Genomic DNA, 19,981 nt, shown 5'->3' with positions numbered 1-19,981 from the left:
AGAAGGACATTATGATCTCCTTCGATGAATGGAACGTCTGGTATCTGCGCGGCGACCCCTGGGATGCGCCGATGAAGCATAAAGAGAATCGCTTTAAGGTTGCGCCGCCTTTGCTGGAAGACCGTTACTCTTTTCTCGACGCGCTGGTCGTTGGCGGTCTTCTCTGCTCCCTCATTAACCACTGCGATCGGGTTAAAATGGCCAGCCTCGCGCAGTTAGTGAACGTCATTGCCCCCATCTTTACCGAAGCGGGCGGCGGGGTGATTCGTCAGACCATCTTCTGGCCCTTTGCGATGGTGGCTAACGTGGCGAAAGGCAGCGCGTTGCGCCACTTCATTCCTGCGGGCACCTTCAGCAGCAAATACGGTGACGCACGGCGCATCCAGTCTGCCGTGGTGCACAATGCCGCAGCGGGTAAACTCTATTTATTCGCGCTGAACAGCGATTTTCACGACAGCTTCACGCTGGATCCGGATCTGTCGGCGTTTGGCCAGACGCGTCTTGCAGAACATCAGATCCTTCGCTGTGACGATCTCTACGCGAAAAATACCTTTGATCGTCCGGATCGCGTTGCGCCGGAGACGCTCACGGCCTCCGACCTCACCCTGCCGCCGCTGTCGTGGAACCGCATCACCTTCGACATCCTGTAACGGCTTTTACATGCTAATATTGCGCCCTGATTTATCACTTAACCCAGGGCGCAAACCATGGCAAAAACAGCAGCAGCACTGCATATCCTTGTAAAAGAAGAGAAACTGGCATTGGATCTTCTGGAGCAGATTAAAAACGGCGCCGACTTCGGCAAGCTGGCGAAGAAGCACTCCATCTGCCCGTCGGGCAAACGCGGCGGCGACTTAGGTGAATTCCGCCAGGGCCAGATGGTGCCGGCGTTCGACAAAGTGGTCTTCTCCTGCCCGGTGCTGGAGCCAACCGGCCCGCTGCACACTCAGTTCGGTTACCACATCATCAAAGTGCTGTACCGGAAATAAACAGCAAGGCCTTCTCAAAGAGAAGGCCTTTAATGTTTGCTCCCTCTCCCTGTGGGAGAGGGTTGGGGTGAGGGCATCAGCCCGCGACTGCAATACGTTTCATATCAGTCATGTAGCCACGCAGTTTCTGGCCCACTTTCTCGATAGCATGGCTGCGAATGGCGTCGTTTACATCACGCAGCTGCGCGTTGTCTACCGCGCCTTCGGCAATCGCTTTGCCCAGGTCGCCGGTCTGCAGGGTGGTCATGAACTCTTTCAGCAGCGGTACGCAAGCGTAAGAGAACAGGTAGTTACCGTATTCTGCGGTATCGGAGATAACCACGTTCATTTCGTACAGACGCTTACGGGCAATGGTGTTGGCGATCAGCGGCAGTTCGTGCAGTGATTCGTAGTAAGCGGATTCTTCGATGATGCCGGAATCGACCATGGTTTCGAACGCCAGCTCAACGCCCGCTTTCACCATCGCGATCATCAGCACGCCTTTATCGAAGTACTCCTGCTCGCCGATTTTGCCTTCATACTGCGGAGCGGTTTCGAACGCGGTTTTGCCGGTCTCTTCACGCCAGGTCAGCAGTTTCTTATCGTCGTTAGCCCAGTCAGCCATCATGCCGGAGGAGAATTCGCCGGAGATGATGTCATCCATGTGTTTCTGGAACAGCGGCGCCATGATCTCTTTCAGCTGCTCGGACAGCGCGTAAGCACGCAGTTTCGCCGGGTTAGACAGACGGTCCATCATCAGGGTGATGCCGCCCTGCTTCAGCGCTTCGGTGATGGTTTCCCAGCCGAACTGAATCAGTTTTTCCGCATAAGCCGGGTCGGTGCCTTCTGCCACCAGCTTGTCGAAGCACAGCAGAGAACCGGCCTGCAGCATACCGCACAGGATAGTCTGCTCGCCCATCAGGTCAGATTTCACTTCCGCAACGAAAGAAGATTCCAGTACGCCCGCACGGTGACCGCCGGTGGCCGCAGCCCAGGCTTTAGCAATCGCCATACCTTCGCCTTTCGGATCGTTTTCCGGGTGAACGGCGATCAGGGTCGGAACACCGAAACCACGTTTGTACTCTTCACGCACTTCGGTACCCGGGCATTTCGGCGCTACCATCACCACGGTGATGTCTTTACGGATCTGCTCGCCCACTTCAACGATGTTGAAGCCGTGAGAGTAGCCCAGCGCCGCGCCATCTTTCATCAGCGGCTGTACAGAACGCACCACGTCGGAGTGCTGTTTGTCTGGCGTCAGGTTAACCACCAGGTCCGCCTGCGGGATCAGCTCTTCGTAGGTGCCTACTTTGAAGCCGTTTTCGGTCGCTTTACGCCAGGAAGCACGCTTTTCAGCGATTGCTTCTTTACGCAGGGCATAGGAGATATCCAGACCGGAGTCACGCATGTTCAGGCCCTGGTTCAGACCCTGAGCGCCACAGCCGACGATGACCACTTTTTTACCCTGCAGGTAGCTCGCGCCGTCGGCGAATTCGTCGCGGCCCATAAAACGGCATTTACCCAGCTGCGCCAGCTGCTGGCGCAGATTCAGTGTATTAAAGTAGTTAGCCATGATGGTGTACTCCGTGATGTTGTGTGTCGTTACTCTATGGATTTCAAGTTGTAGGAAGGCGGCAAGGCAGCGAATCCCCAGGAGCTTACTCAAATAAGTGACTGGGGTGAGCTGACGCAGCCAACGCATCTGCAACTTGAAAGACGACGAGTATATTGTTCGGTTCGCTTTTGCGAGAATGTACCCACATTACAACAGGAAATTCATTGCGGAAATTGATATATTCACAACATTACGTTGCAATTTCTGCAATATAAATCCGTGAGGTGAAATCGGTGGATTTACGCGATCTGAAAACCTTCCTGCATCTGGCGGAAAGCCGCCACTTTGGCCGCAGCGCGCGGGCGATGCACGTCAGCCCCTCCACGCTTTCCCGGCAGATTCAGCGGCTGGAAGAAGATCTCGGCCAGCCGCTGTTTGTGCGCGATAACCGCACGGTCACGCTGACCGAAGCCGGTGAAGAGCTGCGAGTGTTTGCCCAACAGACGCTTTTGCAATATCAGCAGTTGCGCCATACCCTCGATCAGCAGGGGCCGTCCCTTTCCGGCGAACTCCATATCTTCTGTTCAGTGACCGCGGCGTACAGTCATCTGCCGCCGATCCTCGACCGCTTCCGCGCCGAACATCCCTCGGTGGAAATTAAGCTCACCACCGGCGACGCCGCCGACGCCATGGACAAAGTGGTCACCGGCGAGGCCGATCTGGCGATTGCCGGTAAGCCGGAAACGCTGCCCGGCGCGGTCGCCTTTTCGATGCTGGAAAATCTGGCGGTGGTGCTGATCGCCCCGGCGCTGCCCTGCCCGGTGCGCAATCAGGTTTCGGTTGATAAGCCCGACTGGTCGACGGTGCCGTTTATCATGGCCGATCAGGGGCCGGTACGCCGCCGCATTGAGCTGTGGTTCCGTCGTCACAAAATCAGTAATCCATCTATTTACGCGACGGTAGGCGGCCATGAGGCGATGGTCTCAATGGTGGCGCTGGGCTGCGGCGTGGCGCTTATTCCCGAAATCGTGCTGGAAAACAGCCCGGAACCGGTGCGCAACCGCGTGATGATTTTAGAACGCAGCGATGAGAAGACCCCGTTCGAACTGGGGGTCTGCGTGCAGAAAAAACGGCTGCATGAGCCGTTGGTGGATGCGTTCTGGAAGATTGTGCTCGAGCGTAAAATGACCGAATAGCATGGCCCCAGTCATGCCCCAGGTTTGGGAGATTAATTGGTATCAAAGGTGCCAGGTCTAAACGGGCTGTGCAGGTAAAATCGTCACTAAAGAAACAGGACCTTACGAGAGGGAGTGACGATGCAGAAACCCAAAAAGCTGTTCAACAACACCGATAATATCCGCAGCGAAATCATGGAAGGGCTGGTGTACGCCGGGCGCGGAAGGATCCACGCCCTCCCGGAGTACTGCGCGGTTTATCGCACGATGACGCAAACCGGCCAGACCGTTATCGTCAGCGGCGGCGGCAGCGGCCATGAGCCGACGTTTGCCGGGTTCGTCGGTGAAGGTGGCATCGATGCCTGCGCGCTGGGTGAAGTTTTCACCTCGCCTTCTCCCGATCAGATTATCGAAGCCAGCCGGGCCGTTCATCAGGGCAACGGCATTCTGTTCCTCTATGGGAATTACTCCGGCGACGGCATGAACTTTGATATCGCCGCCGAAATACTGGCGGAAGAAGGCATTGAGTGCCGCACCGTGCGCGCCACGGATGATATTGCCTCTGCGCCGCCGGAGAAAATGTCCGATCGCCGCGGCGTCGGTGGGCTGGCGTTCTTGTATAAACTCGCCGGTGCGGCGGCACAGTTTGAACGCTACACTCTGCCCGCGCTGGAGGCTCTGGCGCAAAAGGCCAATCACAATACGCGTACCATCGGCGTGGCGCTCAGCGGCTGCGCACTACCGCAGTCCGACGCCTTTAACTTCACGCTGGCAGACAACGAAATTGAGCTGGGAATTGGTATTCATGGTGAACCGGGGCTATGCCGCATGCCCATGCCGCATAGCGACGAGCTGGTCGAGATGATGATCGCCCGCCTGTGCGATGACCTGCCGTTTGGCCACGGCGATAACGTCTGCGTCAGCGTCAATAACCTGGGTGCGCTGAGCAACACTGAGCTCATGGTCATCACCCGTAAGGTCGGCATGGCGCTGGCAGAACGCGGCATTCACACTCACGACGTGCAGGTCGGCCACTTTTGCACCTCGCTGGAGATGTCCGGATTTTCGTTAAGCCTGCTGCGGCTGGACGATGAAATGCAACGTCTGTATGACCATCCCATCAATACCCTCGGCTGGAGAAAATAAGATGAACACCACGCAATTCACCGCCTGTCTACAGCACGTTGCCCAGGGCATGATCGCCAGCGAACCGCGCCTGACCGCACTCGACCAGGTCATTGGCGATGGCGATCACGGTATTGGCATTAAGCGCGGCTTTACCGCTTTGCAGACGCTACTTTCCGCGCCTGAATTTTCTCCCGCCGATATCGGTGACTGCCTGCTGCAAAGCGGCACGCGGCTGATGACCAGCATGGGCGGCGCTTCCGGCGCGATCTTCGGCACCCTGTTCCGCGCGGGCGGCAAAGGGCTGGCTGGACGCCGCGAGCTGGATGCCGCGACGCTGGCTGAATGGCTGGAGACAGGTATGCAGGCTATCCACCAGCGCGGCGGCGCAGAGCCGGGCGATAAAACAATGATGGATGCACTCGCCGCAGCGGCAGCGCGCGCACGCTCAGACGCGACCCTGCCATTATCCGAAGCGCTGGCAAACTGCGCGCAGGCGGCGATGGCCGGTGCGGAAGGGACATCCACGATGGTGGCCCGCTTCGGGCGCGCGAAAAACCTCGGCGAGCGGGCCATCGGCCACTGCGACCCCGGCGCGGTATCGATGGCGCTGATTCTGCAATTTATGGCCGAATTCCCCCATACCCGCTAACCCACCTGCCCGTTTAAAAAGGGTTCATGTCCGTACATGGGCCCTTTTGCGTTATAGCGAAAATCAGACGTAATTCATCATTGCAGCCGCTTTTCTGTATAATGCCCCGTGCCATAATAGATGTGGGGGGCTTGTTAACCCTGATGTTAAACAAGCCAGAACAGACGGTGTCATTGCGCACTTGACAGCGAAAATACAAACTTAATTAGCCATCATTATGATAATCAAACCAAAAATTCGTGGATTCATCTGTACAACGACCCATCCGACTGGCTGTAAAGTCAACGTGGAAAAACAGATCGAATATGTGAAGAAAAACGGGAAAATCGCTAACGGCCCTTCCCGCGTGCTGGTGATCGGTGCTTCCACCGGTTACGGCCTGGCTTCCAGAATTTCCGCCGCGTTTGGTAGCGGTGCCGCCACTATCGGCGTATTTTTCGAAAAACCGGGCACGGAAACCAAACCGGGTTCCGCGGGCTGGTATAACTCTGCCGCCTTCGATGAGGCCGCAAAACGCGAAGGTCTGTATTCCAAAAGCATCAACGGCGACGCGTTCTCCGATGAATGCCGCGACGCAGTCATCAAACTGATCAAAGAAGACCTGGGTCAGATTGATTTAGTGGTTTACTCACTGGCCTCTCCAGTGCGTAAAATGCCGAAAACCGGTGAAATCGTTCGTTCTGCGCTGAAGCCAATCGGCGAGGTTTATACCTCTAAAGCGATTGATACCAACAAAGATCAGATCATCACCGCCAGCATTGAGCCGGCCACCGAAGAAGAAGTTAAGAACACCGTTACCGTCATGGGCGGCGAAGACTGGGAACTGTGGATGGGCGCGCTGAGCGAAGCAGGCGTGCTGGCCGAAGGCGTGAAAACCGTGGCCTACTCCTACATCGGTACCGACCTGACCTGGCCAATCTACTGGCACGGCGCGCTGGGCAAAGCGAAAGAAGACCTCGACCGCGCGGCAGGTGAACTGCGTAACCAGCTGGCTCCGCTGCACGGCTCCGCGAACGTTGCCGTACTGAAATCCGTTATCACCCAGGCCTCTTCTGCTATTCCGGTGATGCCGCTGTACATCTCCATGGTCTTCAAGCTGATGAAAGAACAGGGGATTCACGAAGGTTGTATCGAGCAGATCAACCGTCTGATGACCACCAGCCTGTACGGCGATAAAGTGGCGCTTGATGACAATCAGCGTATCCGTATGGATGACTGGGAACTGCGTGACGATATTCAGCAGGCGTGCCGTGACCTGTGGCCGCTGATCACCACCGAAAACCTGACGCAAGAAACCGACTATGCAGGATACAAGCAGGAATTCCTGAACCTGTTCGGTTTTGCTCTCGACGGTGTGGATTACGATGCGGACGTGAACCCTGAAGTTGAATTCGACGTCATCACGCTGTAATGCGTTGAAGCCGGGTGTCGGTTACGCCTTACCCGGCCAACGAGATTTGTCGTCCCGATAAGCGTAGCGTCATCGGGCAAAGGGTTCGTGCGAAAGCATGAACCCTTTTTTATTCCGCCTGATAATGCGTGGGCTAATCGAAGCCAAAGCCTTCCGCGAACAGCACCTTCAACTTTTCCATTGCCTCCTGCTCATCGCTACCGCTACAGATGATCTCAAGCGATCCTCGGCCTTTGATCCCTGCCCCCAGAATGCTCATGATGCTTTTCCCTTTGATAACCTTGCCGTCATAGATCATCTCGATCCGCGATTGATACTGCGCGCAGGCTTTGGCCAAAACCCCCGCCGGACGGGCATGAATGCCGTGCTGATTGCTGATTTTCACCACTTCTTTCAACATAATTGCGTTCCTTACTTACCGCCCGTCGCTCGGGCAAATAGCCTGCACGAAGTTAAAATAGCCCTGGATCAACAGTTGCGCGACCATGGCGCCAGGATCGACAAACGTGCGCGAGCGCTCGCCATGAATAGCTGCACGCCCGTGCTTCGCCACCATGGTGGTTGTCTGCTGCACGCCCTGTTGTGCTTGCAGTAGCGCATTCCTCGCCGCGGTCAGCGGTTCCTCTCCGGCAAGCAGCGCCGCCAGCACGGGGGCCATGCCATCGAGGAAGGTTTTTTCGCCCGGCTGCGCTTTCCCGCGCTGCTGCACGCCGTCATACCAGGCCTGGAACAACACGCCGGCTTCCGTTAGCCCCAGCGTTTCCCGGCCTTTAAACGCCTTACCCGCCTGCATCAGCCCGGAAGCCATCAGCGTCCCCATGGTCGACGGCACCGCCGAGGCCATCGCCTTGCCCGCCATGTAGAAGAATCGCCCCAGGTCACGTTCTTCGCTCTGCTGCGCGTAGCGCGCCGCCGCCGCGAAACCGTCGCTCATCGTCAGCCCCAGATCCCCGTCGCCAACCACGCTATCCAGCTCGGTCAGGACCGATTTGTTGGCCTCCATGATGCGCGCCCACTCGGTAAAAAGCGGTCGCAGACTCTGCGTATCTAGCGTCATCCCCCCTCCTTAAGCCGGAAACTGGCGGAACATCGGGGTATCGGCCCCGGCGTTGAGCAGCGTTTTCAGCTCTTCATCCACCGGCATCAGGCTAATGGACATACCGGTCATCTCCATTGCCGTCGCAAATTCGCCAATCCAGACGCGGAAAACGCGCATCTGGCTCTCGGCCAGAATCTGATGTACATGGCGATACATCAGGTACAACTCTTCCAGCGGCGTGGCGCCAAGCCCATTGATCAACACGGCAACTTCATCGCCCTGCTGGCAAGGTGAGTCCGCCAGCAGCCAGGACATCATCTCTTCGGCAATCTGTTCGGCGCTGAGCTGCGGACCCCGGCGAATACCGCTTTCGCCGTGAATCCCCATGCCAATCTCCATTTCGTTGTCGCCAATATGGAAACCCGGTTTACCGATTCGCGGCACGATACACGGCGACAGCGCGACGCCAAGCGTGCGCACGCGGTCTCCTGCTTTCTGCGCAATGCGCTGGACGGTTTCAAGGTCATCCATTCTGGCCGCGGATGCCCCGGCGCATTTGTAGACAAAGAAGATCCCCGCGACCCCACGACGGGTAGTGGCTTCTGTACCGTCCGGCACCGCACCTGCCGAATCATCAGCCGCCACTACCGTCGCGGTTCGGATATCACTCTCCATGTCGGCCATTTCCGCCGCCATATCAAAATTGAAAATATCGCCGTTATAGTTACCGTACAGGTACAGCACGCCCGCGCCGCTATCGACCGCCTGCGTGACGGCGAGAATCTGCTCCGGCGAGGGTGACTGAAACACATCGCCAATGGCGCAGCCGTCCAGCATGCCCTGACCGACGTAGCCGAGGAATAGCGGCAGATGCCCGGAACCGCCACCGGTGACGATCCCCACTTTGCCGGGCACCGGCCGCGCCGTGGCAAGACAGTGAAGATCCTCATTAACACAGCGGAATTTATCGGGATGCGCCAGATAGATACCTTCCAGCATCTCCGGGATAAAGTTCTCCGCCTGATTCAGAAATTTTTTCATGCGCTCTCTCCATGAATATTCCGCCCTGAACGGGCGGGCGCTCAGTTAGCGGGAAAATTTAATCTGCGACGGATAGGCCCAGCGTTGCAGCTCTTCCGGGGCGAAGGATTCAGGCTCCTTACCGCCGTTAATCACCAGCGCGTGGTAGTAAATCTGCGCCATCTCTTCAAGGTAGGCAGACTTCAGCACCGCTTCATACGGGTCCTTGTCTACGCCGATAGCTCCATGCTTTTCCATCAGAATGGCATCAGCGCGTTTGATAGGTTCGATAACGCTGTTCGACAACGCAGGCGTGCCGGGGCGGCCATAGGGCGCAACCGGAATGACGCCATCCTTCAGATTGAGGATCGCGCATTCGTACACCACCGCCGGGATCGGTTTATTCAGTACGGCAAACGACGTCGCATACAGCGAATGGGTGTGGGAAATCGCAAACACATCCGGGCGCGCCTTATAAATCTCGATATGCATCAGACATTCGCTGGTCGGACGCAAACCCGCTTCGCTTTCAATCACATTGGCTTCAACGTCCATTACCACGATATCGCGCGGCGTTAAATGCATTTTGTCGATGGTCGTGGGGGTTACCAGAATAAGTCCCGTCTCTTTATCTCGTACGCTGGAATTACCCGCTTTATGTTTACACAGTCCCCATTGCTGAGCGGTTCTGGCCATTTCGACAACGTGTTTTTTCTGAATTTCTAACATAATATTTATCCTGTATACGGTTATAGGGGCGAGCGATGTCGCGACAATGGTTGCCGGGAAATAACGTTGCAGTTTTTAGCTGCAACGGCGTTTAATGACTTATTACAGGTGATGGACGAATTCTTTTATCAATGCATATTCATCCTGGGCGCGGCGAATAACATTACCGCCATCATAAAATTCGAGAAATTCATTTAATTGCGCGAGCGCCTTGAGATGTTTCTGTGGATTATTAGTTGCCAGGACGATAATAATATCGGCCTGCATATAACCCGCGAAATCAATCTTAGAAGGCAGGCGTAATAACGCCATCCCCGTATCCAGTGCGCCATCATCGACGCCTGCGTGGGCGATAATCACGCCATCGGCCAGCATGATATAGGGCTGCTCGTCAGCGATTTTATTCAGCATAATTTGCAGATAGCGGGGTTCAATCACGCCGCTTTCCAACAGTGACGCAGCGGCCTGAGTAATGGCCTGCTGCCAGTCGCCGGGACACGAAGTGACAAACTGAACGTGTTCGCGCCGCAGCAAGTCGGTCAGCGACGGCGCTTGTGGTTCAATGTTGCCCACCGCGCTCGCGGCGCTTTTTTCATCGTAGATATAGCTGGCCAGCGCGCGCTGCAATCCTTTGTGATCGATAATGTTGCCGAAGCGTTCGAAGATAAGCAGCAGTTGCTCTATCTGAATAATGTTCGGGTCCACGCCCTGTAGCGCGCTGATAACATGATTGCGGAATGCGCTCTTATGGATGCTGCTGATGGACGGATTCACCACAAACACCATCTTGCTGGTATTCAGGTGTGTGGTCGAGAAGACCACATCGTAGTGCCCGGTATAGCGCTCAAACTCGCGGCGCGACATCACCTCGGTAAAGTGCAGTTCCGGGAATAGCACCTGCAGCGTCAGAAACAGATAAGTCGAAATCGTAGCGCTATTCTCACACACGACCACCGCCGTTTTCTGCAGCTTAATCTGATGGATAACCCCTTCGCGAGTCAGCCAGCCGCCAAAAAGCACCGTCAAAAATGCCATCTCTTCATCGGGAATTTCACAGTGCAATACCGTTTCGAACGGCACCGCCGCCCGGCGAACCATCTCGTGCAGGTGGCTGAACTCTTTCACCACCAGATCGTAAACGCTGCTGGTGTTGGTCAGATGGTAGCGAATACGGTAATAGGCCGGTTTCCAGTGTTGATAGATCTTTTCAATCAGCTCATTTTTTTCTTTGATGGTGACGCAGCTTATTTTTTCGAAGTTATCGACCACCGCGACCACGCTTTCGAGCAGAAGCGTATCAAGGTGGAAATATTTATCGGCAATGCTTTGAATATTTGAACTTTGGATCAGTGCCGTCAGGAAAACCAGTTCATTCTCGCTACTGATATTGATTTTACTGATAACGCTCTGCATCAATGTATATTCTCTGCTGCCAATAATGTCAGCGTAGCTGCTCGGGATATTGACCAGACTTTTTCCTGAATCAATACGGTGCAGGACAAAGCAGATAAAATAAATAAGCTCCTGAAGCTGGCGGTCGGTAAACTGAATTTTAAAACGTTTTTCAATTTCGCTGAAAACATTGCCCACCTTTTCCAGATAGTCGCTCATCACATTGTTGTATTGAGCAATAATATTTTTGGCGACCGGGATTTCCAGCACTCGGCGCAGGCAGTTTAGCAACAGGTAGCGTTTTTCCAGCTCCTCACCCAGAATATGATAGCCATTACCCCTGTCATAGCTTATCTCCAGCCCGTGCTCGATAACCTCGGTGCGCACCTTTTTCAGGTCGTTGATAATCGTATTCTGGCTGACGCCCAGCGAAGAGGAGAGATGCAGCAATGAAAGCCGCTCGCTGCGGGTCAACAGCATAAAGATAATCATCTGTCCGCGTTCATCTTCCGAGTAGAGATAGCGATGCTCGGTTTCAGCGGTCTGATTCTGACGAAAATGCTCAATCACATGGCGCGGGATATGCAGTTTCCCGGTTTTCAGGCGGTTGATCCGGTCGAAGTGGTTCGATTCCAGATAATCATTCACCTTTTTCAGCGTATAGCTCAGCTGTTTGCGCGTCAGGCAAAACTGCTCCTCAAGCTTCGTCCCCGTGATGCCGGGATCGTTCACAATGGCATCCAGCACTGCAACCACGCGTTTATCCATAGCCATGTCGACTCTCCTGCAATCAAAAGTCTGGCGGCGGCGCCTGCCGCCAGACATGAACATGAAACCCAGAATTAAGCCTGCTGAGCTTTCTCCTGCTGCTCGGCTTCCAGCTGCGCCAGATTGCTTTCACGACGCAGTTCGCGGGAGTAGAAGAAGTAGCCGCAGCCCCACCACAGCGCAAACACCAGCGGGATAAAGTTGCCTTCCAGGAATTTGAACAGGAAGGAGAAGGCATAGGTAAAGACCGGAGCATCAATGGAGCTATTGGAAATCAGCTGGCCGGCGGGAATGGTAATTGCCTTCGTCGCCTGGCCCAGTTCGGTAATCATTGGCGCAAACTGCGTACCCACGAACAGGAAGAACGGCACCCCGATAATGCTAAGGATCACCATGCGCAGGGTGTTGCCACGCGTCACCAGGTAGGCAGGAACAATCAGGGAAATATTAATAATACCGGCGAAGGGTAAAATCTTATTGCCCGGCAGAATCAGCGCCCAGATGAGCGTGAACGGAATCGCAACGATGATGGCAAACCAGATTTCGCTGGCGCCGCCCATAAATGGCCAATCGATGCCGACGAACAGCTTACGCCCGGAGAATTTCTTGTTCATGTAGTCGCTGATGGCTTCCGAAATAGGCGACAGCGCCTGCATAAAGAGTTTGGAAATCATCGGGAACAGCACCAGCGCCGTTGCGGCCTGAACGCCCAGCATCAGCGTTTTCGCCACACTGTAGCCCGCGATAATGCCGAACAGGATCCCGAGAATAAAACCGATGATATGGTTTTCCGCAAAAACGCCAACTTTTGCGCGCAGCGCGGTGGCATCCATCGGCTTATTGCACACCGGAATTTTGCGCAGCAGCAGATCGAACGGGTAATAAATTGCGCCAAAGAACACCATGCGGTGGGTACAGGTGACGCCGGGGATTCCAGTCAGTTTCTCAATGCGATGCTGGTGAATGTCGCCAGCGTTCAGCTCAACGATAATCTGCAAAGCTGCAATCAGGAACGCCAGCACCAGGCTCCAGACCGGGCCAAACAATGGGGTGGTGACGCTCACTACGATAAACGCGGTAAAGATTTTCCCCCACACGTTCCAGAGGTCGGCGTTGAAGGTATTGGTCTTGTTTAGCATCAACATCACAATGTTTACGCCAACCTGAAGCGGGAACATGGCGAATGCGTAAGGCCAAGCCCAGGAGATATTCGCCATCGTCGTCCAACCGCCGTCGACGATACTCAGTTCAAGGCCGGTGCGGTTCATCATGGTCTGCGCGGCAACCCCGATGGCATCAACCATAAAGCCAATCAGCATGCTCATCCCAACGAAGGCGACGCCTAGCGTGATGGCCGCCGAAGCCGCATCGCGGAATTTCATCCGCACCACCAGCCCGGCTAATAACATGATAAAAGGCACAAAAACCGGCGCGCCTAAATTCAGAATATAATTTATGACTACACCAAGAAAGTCCATAGCACTTCTCCACTAAAATAATTATAAGGATTAAAGAGCTACGCCTTATTTACAGGCATCAATGACCTTTTGTAATTCCTGTTCCATACCCATACCGGTCAGAAATGCGATACCGTTAATCACGGGGATAGGATATTGCTTATCAACTTTAGTAATTGCGATATACGCAGCACTATCCTTAATATGGCTATCGAGAGATTTAAGGTCGATTACTTCAACTTTAATGTGCGACTGGTTACGTTCATTCAATAAGCGAGTCACTTTACTGGCAACTGTTTGTGAGGTCGCAACGCCGCTTCCACAGGCAACAATGACTTTTTTCATTTTATAAATCCTTATCCAATTGCAGTCTTGATGTGAGGGTACAGAGAAAGGTATCTACATCGTCTATCTCGCGTAGGGTCTGGACGACCTGTTCATCAGCAAGGCAGTCCATCAGGTTTTGCAGCGCTGTCAGGTGGCTGCTGTGGTCAATAAAACCAAGAAGAACAATAAATTGAACGTAGAGCGTATTGTCGTCATTCCCCATTTCCTGCCAGGCGAGAGGTTGTGACAGTCGCGTAACAGAGATAAAGGGACGAATGACGTGCTGGGGGTCGGTATGCGGCAGCGCGATAGCCACCGGCAGCGTGGGTAACCCGGTTGGATAGGCTTTTTCTCTGGCAAGAATGGCATCGAGGAAAGAATCCCGAACGTAGCCTTTCTCTTTCAGCAGTAAAAATATCGAAGAAAAAAAGTCCGTGGAATTATTATAATGCTTATCGAGGAACGTAAGCTGAGGCGTTAAATATTTACTTCCTTGCGCATTTTCATTCGGGGTATCAACTATATCCATTCTCATCCGAATATCCTCTCTAACCGCTAAGAATTAACTACCGACAATGTTAATTCAGGAGTTACGGTTGAGCGAGAAGTATTGCCCCCAAAAGATGACCAGAACCTGGCGCAACGCGGTGAGCGTTTTATTATGAATTGCATCACATTTTTATTGTAAGAACAGGCTAACGGGAAAAAATAGAGGGAAGCAGAGACGGGAAAATGAAATAACGAGGGATAACCGCGATGGTTATCCCCCGAGAAACGGTGCTTAGCCTGCCAGGAAGAAACGAAACGCCGGGTTATTGGTCTCGTCGTGGCACTCATAGCCCAGTTCGTTGAGCCGGGTTTCGAAGTCCGGTTCGTTATCGCCCAGCTCAAACGCCGCCAGTACACGGCCATAGTCGGTGCCGTGGCTACGATAATGGAACAGGGAAATATTCCAGTGCGTGCCCAGGGTGTAGAGGAACTTCAGCAGCGCACCCGGCGATTCCGGGAACTCGAAGCTGAACAAACGTTCCTGTAACGGCTTCGACGGACGACCACCGACCATATAGCGCACGTGCAGCTTAGCCATTTCGTCGTCGGAGAGGTCGACGACGCTATAGCCGCCATCGTTGAGCAGATTAAGGATTTCCTTACGCTCTTCGAAGCCGCGACTCAGACGCACGCCCACAAAAATGCAGGCGTTTTTCGCGTCGGCGAAGCGGTAGTTAAACTCGGTGACCGAACGCCCGCCCAGCAGTTGGCAAAACTTCAGGAAGCTGCCCTTCTCTTCCGGGATCGTCACCGCCAGCAACGCTTCACGCTGTTCCCCTAGCTCGCAGCGTTCGGAAACGTAGCGCAGGCCGTGGAAATTGACGTTAGCGCCAGAGAGAATATGCGCCAGACGCTCACCGCGTATGTTGTGCTGAGCGATGTATTTTTTCATCCCCGCCAGCGCCAGCGCCCCGGAAGGTTCCGCTACCGCGCGCACATCTTCAAACAGGTCTTTCATCGCCGCACAGATCGCATCGCTATCGACGGTAATAATGTCGTCGAGATATTCCTGGCACAGACGGAAGGTTTCGTCACCGATACGTTTTACCGCCACGCCTTCAGCAAAGAGACCCACGCGCGGCAGATCCACCGGATGACCGGCATCCAGCGCCGCCTTCAGGCAGGCGGAGTCTTCGGCTTCGACGGCAATCACTTTGATCTGCGGCATCAGCTGTTTGATCAGCACCGCCACGCCCGCCGCCAGACCGCCACCGCCCACCGGCACAAACACGCGGTCGAGGTGTGCGTCCTGCTGGAGCAACTCCAGGGCCAGCGTACCTTGTCCGGCGATCACCATCGGGTGATCGAAAGGCGGAACCCAGGTAAAGCCCTGCTGCTGCGCCAGTTCAATCGCTTTGGCTTTGGCTTCATCAAAGTTAGCGCCGTGCAACAGCACTTCGCCGCCAAAGCCGCGAACAGCATCAACTTTGATATCGGCAGTCGCCACCGGCATGACAATCAGCGACTTCAGGCCCAGACGCGCAGAGGAGAACGCCACGCCCTGAGCATGGTTGCCCGCAGAAGCGGTGATGACCCCACGCGCTTTCTGTTCAGGCGTTAAGCCCGCCATCATCGCGTACGCGCCGCGCAGCTTAAAGCTGTGCACTGGCTGACGGTCTTCGCGCTTGACCAGAATGAAGTTGTCGAGGCGCGAAGAGAGCTTGTCCATTTTTTGCAGCGGCGTTACCTGTACCGCTTCATAGACCGGTGCGCGCAGCACCGCTCTGAGATACTCGGCACCTTCAGGGGTGCCGGATAGGGGCTGTGATTCCGCCATGGTGATTAACCCCCCAGTTTCGATTTATCGCGCACCGCACCTTTGTCGGCGCTGGTTGCCAGGCTGGCATAGGCGCGAAGGGCAAAGGAGACCTGACGTTCACGGTTTTTCGGCGTCCACGCCTGGTCGCCGCGAGCTTCCTGCGCTTCACGACGAGCGGCGATTTCCGCTTCGCTCAGTTGCAGCTGAATGCCACGGTTCGGAATGTCGATAGCAATCATGTCGCCATCTTCGATGATCGCGATATTACCGCCGCTGGCCGCTTCCGGAGAAACGTGGCCGATAGAGAGACCGGAGGTACCGCCGGAGAAACGACCATCGGTGATCAGCGCACAGGCTTTACCAAGCCCCATTGATTTCAGGAAGGTGGTTGGGTAGAGCATTTCCTGCATGCCCGGCCCGCCTTTCGGCCCTTCGTAGCGAATGACCACCACGTCGCCTTCGACCACTTTACCGCCGAGGATAGCTTCAACCGCCTCGTCCTGGCTTTCGTAGACTTTTGCCGGGCCGGTGAATTTGAGGATACTGTCATCCACGCCCGCGGTTTTCACGATGCAGCCGTTTTCCGCGAAGTTGCCGTACAGCACGGCCAGACCGCCATCTTTGCTGTAGGCGTGCTCCAGCGAGCGGATGCAGCCTTCGGCGCGATCGTCATCCAGGGTATCCCAACGGCAGTCCTGCGAGAACGCCTGGGTGGTACGAATACCCGCCGGGCCGGCGCGGAACATTTTTTTGACCGCTTCGTCCTGGGTTACGGTGATGTCGTACTGCTCCAACGTCTGCGGCAGGGTCAGGCCGAGCACGTTTTTGACTTCGCGGTTCAGCAGGCCGGCACGGTCCAGCTCGCCGAGAATGCCCAGCACGCCGCCCGCACGGTGCACGTCTTCCATATGGTATTTCTGGGTACTTGGCGCCACTTTACACAGCTGCGGCACTTTACGGGACAGCTTGTCGATATCACTCATGGTGAAGTCGATTTCCGCTTCCTGCGCCGCCGCCAGCAGGTGCAGTACGGTGTTGGTGGAACCGCCCATGGCGATATCCAGCGTCATGGCGTTCTCAAACGCCGCTTTACTGGCAATGTTGCGCGGCAGCGCGGAAGCATCGTCCTGCTCGTAGTAGCGTTTGGTCAGCTCAACAATACGCTGGCCAGCGGTGAGGAACAGTTCTTTGCGGTCAGCGTGGGTTGCCAACAGCGAACCGTTACCCGGCTGCGACAGGCCCAGCGCTTCGGTCAGACAGTTCATCGAGTTAGCGGTGAACATACCGGAACACGATCCGCAGGTTGGGCAGGCGGAGCGTTCAACCTGCTCGCTCTGCGAGTCGGAAACTTTCGGGTCCGCGCCCTGAATCATCGCATCGACCAGGTCGAGCTTGATGATTTTGTCAGAGAGTTTCGTTTTCCCGGCTTCCATCGGGCCGCCAGAAACGAAGATCACCGGAATGTTCAGGCGCAGAGAGGCCATTAACATCCCTGGGGTGATTTTGTCACAGTTCGAGATGCAGACCATCGCGTCGGCACAGTGGGCGTTGACCATGTACTCAACGGAGTCAGCGATCAGCTCGCGGGACGGCAGTGAATAAAGCATGCCCCCGTGGCCCATGGCGATACCGTCATCCACCGCAATGGTGTTGAACTCTTTGGCCACGCCGCCAGCGGCTTCAATCTGCTCGGCAACCAGTTTACCGAGATCGCGCAGGTGCACGTGACCCGGCACGAACTGGGTAAACGAGTTCACGACGGCGATAATCGGCTTACCGAAGTCGGCGTCGGTCATCCCGGTGGCGCGCCACAGTGCGCGGGCGCCCGCCATATTGCGGCCGTGGGTAGTGGTGGCGGAACGATATTTAGGCATGCTTTAGTTACTCCCAGTCTCTGTCTCGTTAATGGGGCGGTGCGTGCCGCCCCATTATTTATCTTATTGATTAACCTGATCCAACCAGCCCCATTTGTCTTCGGTTTCGCCGGTGAAGAGGCCAAAGAATGCTTGCTGAATACGTTTGGTGACCGGACCGCAGTGGCCTTCGCCCACCTGGATACCATCGACGCTGCGTACCGGGGTAATTTCTGCCGCGGTACCGGACATGAACACTTCGTCCGCCAGGTACAGGGATTCGCGAGAGAGTACCTGCTCACGGACTTCCAGACCGAGGTCTTTCGCCAGCTTGATGATCGCGTCACGGGTAATGCCCGGCAGCGCGGAAGAGGTAAACGGCGGAGTGAACAGCACGCCATCTTTCACTTCAAACAGGTTTTCACCCGCGCCTTCGGAGATGTAGCCGTTGACGTCCAGCGCAATCCCTTCCTGATAGCCGTGACGGCGCGCTTCGCTGCCGACCAGCAGTGAGGAGAGGTAGTTACCGCCCGCTTTCGCGGCGGTTGGAATGGTGTTCGGCGCGGCGCGGTTCCAGGAAGAAACCATCGCATCGATCCCCTGATCCAGCGCTTCCGCGCCCAGATAAGCCCCCCACGGGAACGCCGCGATGATCACGTCGGTGCTGTAACCGTCCGGCGGGTTTACGCCCATACCAACATCACCAACAAAAACCAGCGGGCGAATATAGGCGCTGGTCAGGTTATTTTTGCGCAGCACGGCGCGGCAGGCTTCCATCAGTTCATCAACGCTCTGAGAGACCGGGAAACGATAGATTTTGGCGGAGTCACGCAGGCGCTGCATGTGCTCGCGGTGACGGAAAACGACCGGGCCTTTGTGAGAGTCGTAGCAACGGATGCCTTCGAAGACGGAGGTGCCGTAGTGCAGGGCATGGGACATGACGTGCACCTTTGCCTCTTCCCAACGTACCATCTCACCGTTGAACCAGATGTAATCCGCTTTTTTCGTCGTCATTTCTCTTCCTATTGCGCTCAGGCGCGAATTTGTTGTTGTGATGTGCTTGTACACTGCTGAACGGCAACCGAGGCCACGTCCACCAGTTTATTTAATTGGCTAAACAGTAAGTCGACCGACCGTGGGCTGGCAACGGTCAATTCGATATTTATATTCTGCGCGTCGCTGGCGGTTTCCATATTCATCGAGCAAATCTGAAAGCCGCGATGACGCACCACGCGTAAGACGCGTTCTAAGGTTTCCGGGTTGAAGCGGGCCTGCACGTTGACCTGATGTTGCATCATGATAATTTCTCCAGCATTTGTGAGTTACTGGCACCAGGCGGCACCAGGGGCCAGACATTCTCAAGTTCGTCAATTGAGACATGAAGCAGGTACGGGCCTTCGCTTGCCAGCATGGTGTCGAGTGCCGCTTCAACCTGGTCTTTACGGGTGATGTGCTGACCAGGGATGCCAAAGGCGCTGGCCAGCATGAGGAAATCGGGGTTATCGGTAAGGGTGGTTTCGCTATAACGTTCCTGGAAGAACAGCTGCTGCCATTGTCGAACCATCCCTAACCGCTGGTTGTCGAGTAACACGATCTTCAGCGGTAACTGCTTACGCTTCACGGTTCCCAGCTCTTGCACATTCATCATGAAAGAGCCGTCACCGGAGATACAGATAACCGTATCGTTCGGGCGCGCGACCTGGGCGCCCACCGCGGCTGGCAGGCCGAAGCCCATGGTGCCTAAGCCGCTCGAGGTGATGAAGTTCTCAGGACGGGTGTAGGTCATGTGCTGAGCGGACCACATCTGGTGCTGGCCCACGTCGGTCGTGACAACGCATTCCGCCGGTTTACGATCGGAGAGCTGCTTGAGCAGCAGAGGCGCATAGATAGCGTCACCAGGATGATCATAGCGCCAGGCGTGCTCGGCGCGCATCCCGGCGTTGTGCTGACGCCAGGCGTCGATGGCCAGCGGCTGCTGCAACACGGGCAGCAGCGCATTCAGGTCACCCTGCAACGCAACGTGCGTCTGGCGCAGCTTATTCATTTCCGCCGGGTCGATATCCATATGGATAACTTTCGCATGCGGCGCGAAGGTATTCAGCTTACCGGTCACACGGTCGTCAAAGCGTGCGCCGACGGCGATCAGCAGGTCACATTCCTGTACCGCCAGGTTAGCGGCTTTGGTGCCATGCATCCCCAGCA

General features: G+C 55.5%; 20 protein-coding genes. 6 read left to right on the top strand and 14 right to left on the bottom strand.

Annotated elements, in window-relative coordinates:
• Together ACOI7D_RS26995 and ppiC are read left to right on the top strand one after the other, a co-directional pair.
• Window positions 1-650: alpha-L-arabinofuranosidase C-terminal domain-containing protein (locus ACOI7D_RS26995; protein ID WP_275951448.1), on the top strand; the 650-nt coding region annotated here is incomplete at its 5' end.
• A 57-nt stretch (window positions 651-707) separates the two neighbouring features.
• A complete protein-coding gene (ppiC, locus tag ACOI7D_RS26990; RefSeq protein ID WP_004886861.1) occupies window positions 708-989 on the top strand; it encodes a peptidylprolyl isomerase PpiC in 282 nt (93 codons plus the stop codon).
• Between the two features lie 76 nt (window positions 990-1,065).
• Here the strand turns inward: ppiC and ilvC are convergent, their stop codons facing one another.
• A complete protein-coding gene (ilvC, locus tag ACOI7D_RS26985) occupies window positions 1,066-2,541 on the bottom strand; it encodes a ketol-acid reductoisomerase (RefSeq protein WP_020323220.1) in 1,476 nt (491 codons plus the stop codon).
• A 275-nt stretch (window positions 2,542-2,816) separates the two neighbouring features.
• On the opposite strand from ilvC, the gene ilvY reads away from it, so the two are divergent.
• The 4 genes from ilvY to fabV all read left to right on the top strand — a co-directional run bounded on the left by ilvY (window position 2,817) and on the right by fabV (window position 6,886).
• Window positions 2,817-3,719 (top strand): HTH-type transcriptional activator IlvY, encoded by a 903-nt coding sequence (ilvY, locus tag ACOI7D_RS26980; RefSeq protein ID WP_009654922.1) that lies wholly within the window; start codon window positions 2,817-2,819, stop codon window positions 3,717-3,719.
• Between the two features lie 120 nt (window positions 3,720-3,839).
• Complete coding sequence (locus tag ACOI7D_RS26975) at window positions 3,840-4,844, top strand: dihydroxyacetone kinase subunit DhaK (RefSeq protein ID WP_009654925.1); 1,005 nt, start codon at window positions 3,840-3,842, stop codon at window positions 4,842-4,844.
• A gap of 1 nt (window position 4,845) precedes the next feature.
• Complete coding sequence (gene dhaL / locus ACOI7D_RS26970; RefSeq protein WP_009654921.1) at window positions 4,846-5,475, top strand: dihydroxyacetone kinase subunit DhaL; 630 nt, start codon at window positions 4,846-4,848, stop codon at window positions 5,473-5,475.
• Window positions 5,476-5,692: 217 nt separating this feature from the next.
• On the top strand, window positions 5,693-6,886 hold the full coding sequence (gene fabV, locus ACOI7D_RS26965) for an enoyl-ACP reductase FabV (protein WP_032449369.1): 1,194 nt from the start codon (window positions 5,693-5,695) through the stop codon (window positions 6,884-6,886).
• A gap of 133 nt (window positions 6,887-7,019) precedes the next feature.
• On the opposite strand, the gene ACOI7D_RS26960 is transcribed toward fabV, so the two are convergent.
• From ACOI7D_RS26960 to ACOI7D_RS26900, 13 genes are all read right to left on the bottom strand, one after another.
• A complete protein-coding gene (locus tag ACOI7D_RS26960) occupies window positions 7,020-7,286 on the bottom strand; it encodes an HPr family phosphocarrier protein (RefSeq protein ID WP_009654924.1) in 267 nt (88 codons plus the stop codon).
• Window positions 7,287-7,301: 15 nt separating this feature from the next.
• Window positions 7,302-7,943 (bottom strand): DAK2 domain-containing protein, encoded by a 642-nt coding sequence (locus ACOI7D_RS26955; RefSeq protein WP_009654926.1) that lies wholly within the window; start codon window positions 7,941-7,943, stop codon window positions 7,302-7,304.
• Window positions 7,944-7,952: 9 nt separating this feature from the next.
• Window positions 7,953-8,966 carry a dihydroxyacetone kinase subunit DhaK gene (locus tag ACOI7D_RS26950; protein ID WP_009654928.1) on the bottom strand — a complete coding sequence of 338 codons (1,014 nt, stop codon included), beginning with the start codon at window positions 8,964-8,966 and terminating at the stop codon, window positions 7,953-7,955.
• A gap of 45 nt (window positions 8,967-9,011) precedes the next feature.
• Window positions 9,012-9,674, bottom strand: coding sequence for a class II aldolase/adducin family protein (locus ACOI7D_RS26945; protein WP_009654927.1), 663 nt, complete (start codon window positions 9,672-9,674; stop codon window positions 9,012-9,014).
• A gap of 102 nt (window positions 9,675-9,776) precedes the next feature.
• Window positions 9,777-11,840, bottom strand: coding sequence for a BglG family transcription antiterminator (locus tag ACOI7D_RS26940; protein WP_020323221.1), 2,064 nt, complete (start codon window positions 11,838-11,840; stop codon window positions 9,777-9,779).
• 68 nt (window positions 11,841-11,908) lie between these two features.
• Window positions 11,909-13,312, bottom strand: coding sequence for a PTS galactitol transporter subunit IIC (locus ACOI7D_RS26935; protein ID WP_020323222.1), 1,404 nt, complete (start codon window positions 13,310-13,312; stop codon window positions 11,909-11,911).
• A gap of 45 nt (window positions 13,313-13,357) precedes the next feature.
• A complete protein-coding gene (locus tag ACOI7D_RS26930) occupies window positions 13,358-13,636 on the bottom strand; it encodes a PTS sugar transporter subunit IIB (protein WP_020323230.1) in 279 nt (92 codons plus the stop codon).
• 1 nt (window position 13,637) lies between these two features.
• Window positions 13,638-14,147, bottom strand: coding sequence for a PTS sugar transporter subunit IIA (locus ACOI7D_RS26925; protein WP_223226985.1), 510 nt, complete (start codon window positions 14,145-14,147; stop codon window positions 13,638-13,640).
• A gap of 252 nt (window positions 14,148-14,399) precedes the next feature.
• The gene (gene ilvA / locus ACOI7D_RS26920; RefSeq protein ID WP_020323225.1) at window positions 14,400-15,944 is read right to left on the bottom strand and encodes a threonine ammonia-lyase, biosynthetic; all 1,545 of its coding nucleotides are present in this window, start codon (window positions 15,942-15,944) and stop codon (window positions 14,400-14,402) included.
• Between the two features lie 5 nt (window positions 15,945-15,949).
• The gene (gene ilvD / locus ACOI7D_RS26915; protein ID WP_040118521.1) at window positions 15,950-17,800 is read right to left on the bottom strand and encodes a dihydroxy-acid dehydratase; all 1,851 of its coding nucleotides are present in this window, start codon (window positions 17,798-17,800) and stop codon (window positions 15,950-15,952) included.
• Between the two features lie 63 nt (window positions 17,801-17,863).
• A complete protein-coding gene (locus tag ACOI7D_RS26910) occupies window positions 17,864-18,793 on the bottom strand; it encodes a branched-chain amino acid transaminase (protein ID WP_040118522.1) in 930 nt (309 codons plus the stop codon).
• Window positions 18,794-18,810: 17 nt separating this feature from the next.
• A complete protein-coding gene (gene ilvM / locus ACOI7D_RS26905) occupies window positions 18,811-19,077 on the bottom strand; it encodes an acetolactate synthase 2 small subunit (RefSeq protein WP_040118523.1) in 267 nt (88 codons plus the stop codon).
• A partial coding sequence (locus ACOI7D_RS26900; RefSeq protein WP_263441037.1) for a thiamine pyrophosphate-dependent enzyme occupies window positions 19,074-19,981 on the bottom strand: 908 nt, incomplete at its 5' end. The genes ilvM and ACOI7D_RS26900, both read right to left, overlap by 4 nt.

Origin of the sequence: Klebsiella sp. C360, assembly GCF_048822415.1 — a bacterium.
In the GTDB taxonomy this organism is placed as follows: Bacteria; Pseudomonadota; Gammaproteobacteria; order Enterobacterales; family Enterobacteriaceae; genus Klebsiella; species Klebsiella quasipneumoniae.
This window is presented reverse-complemented; position numbering and strand designations above follow the sequence as displayed.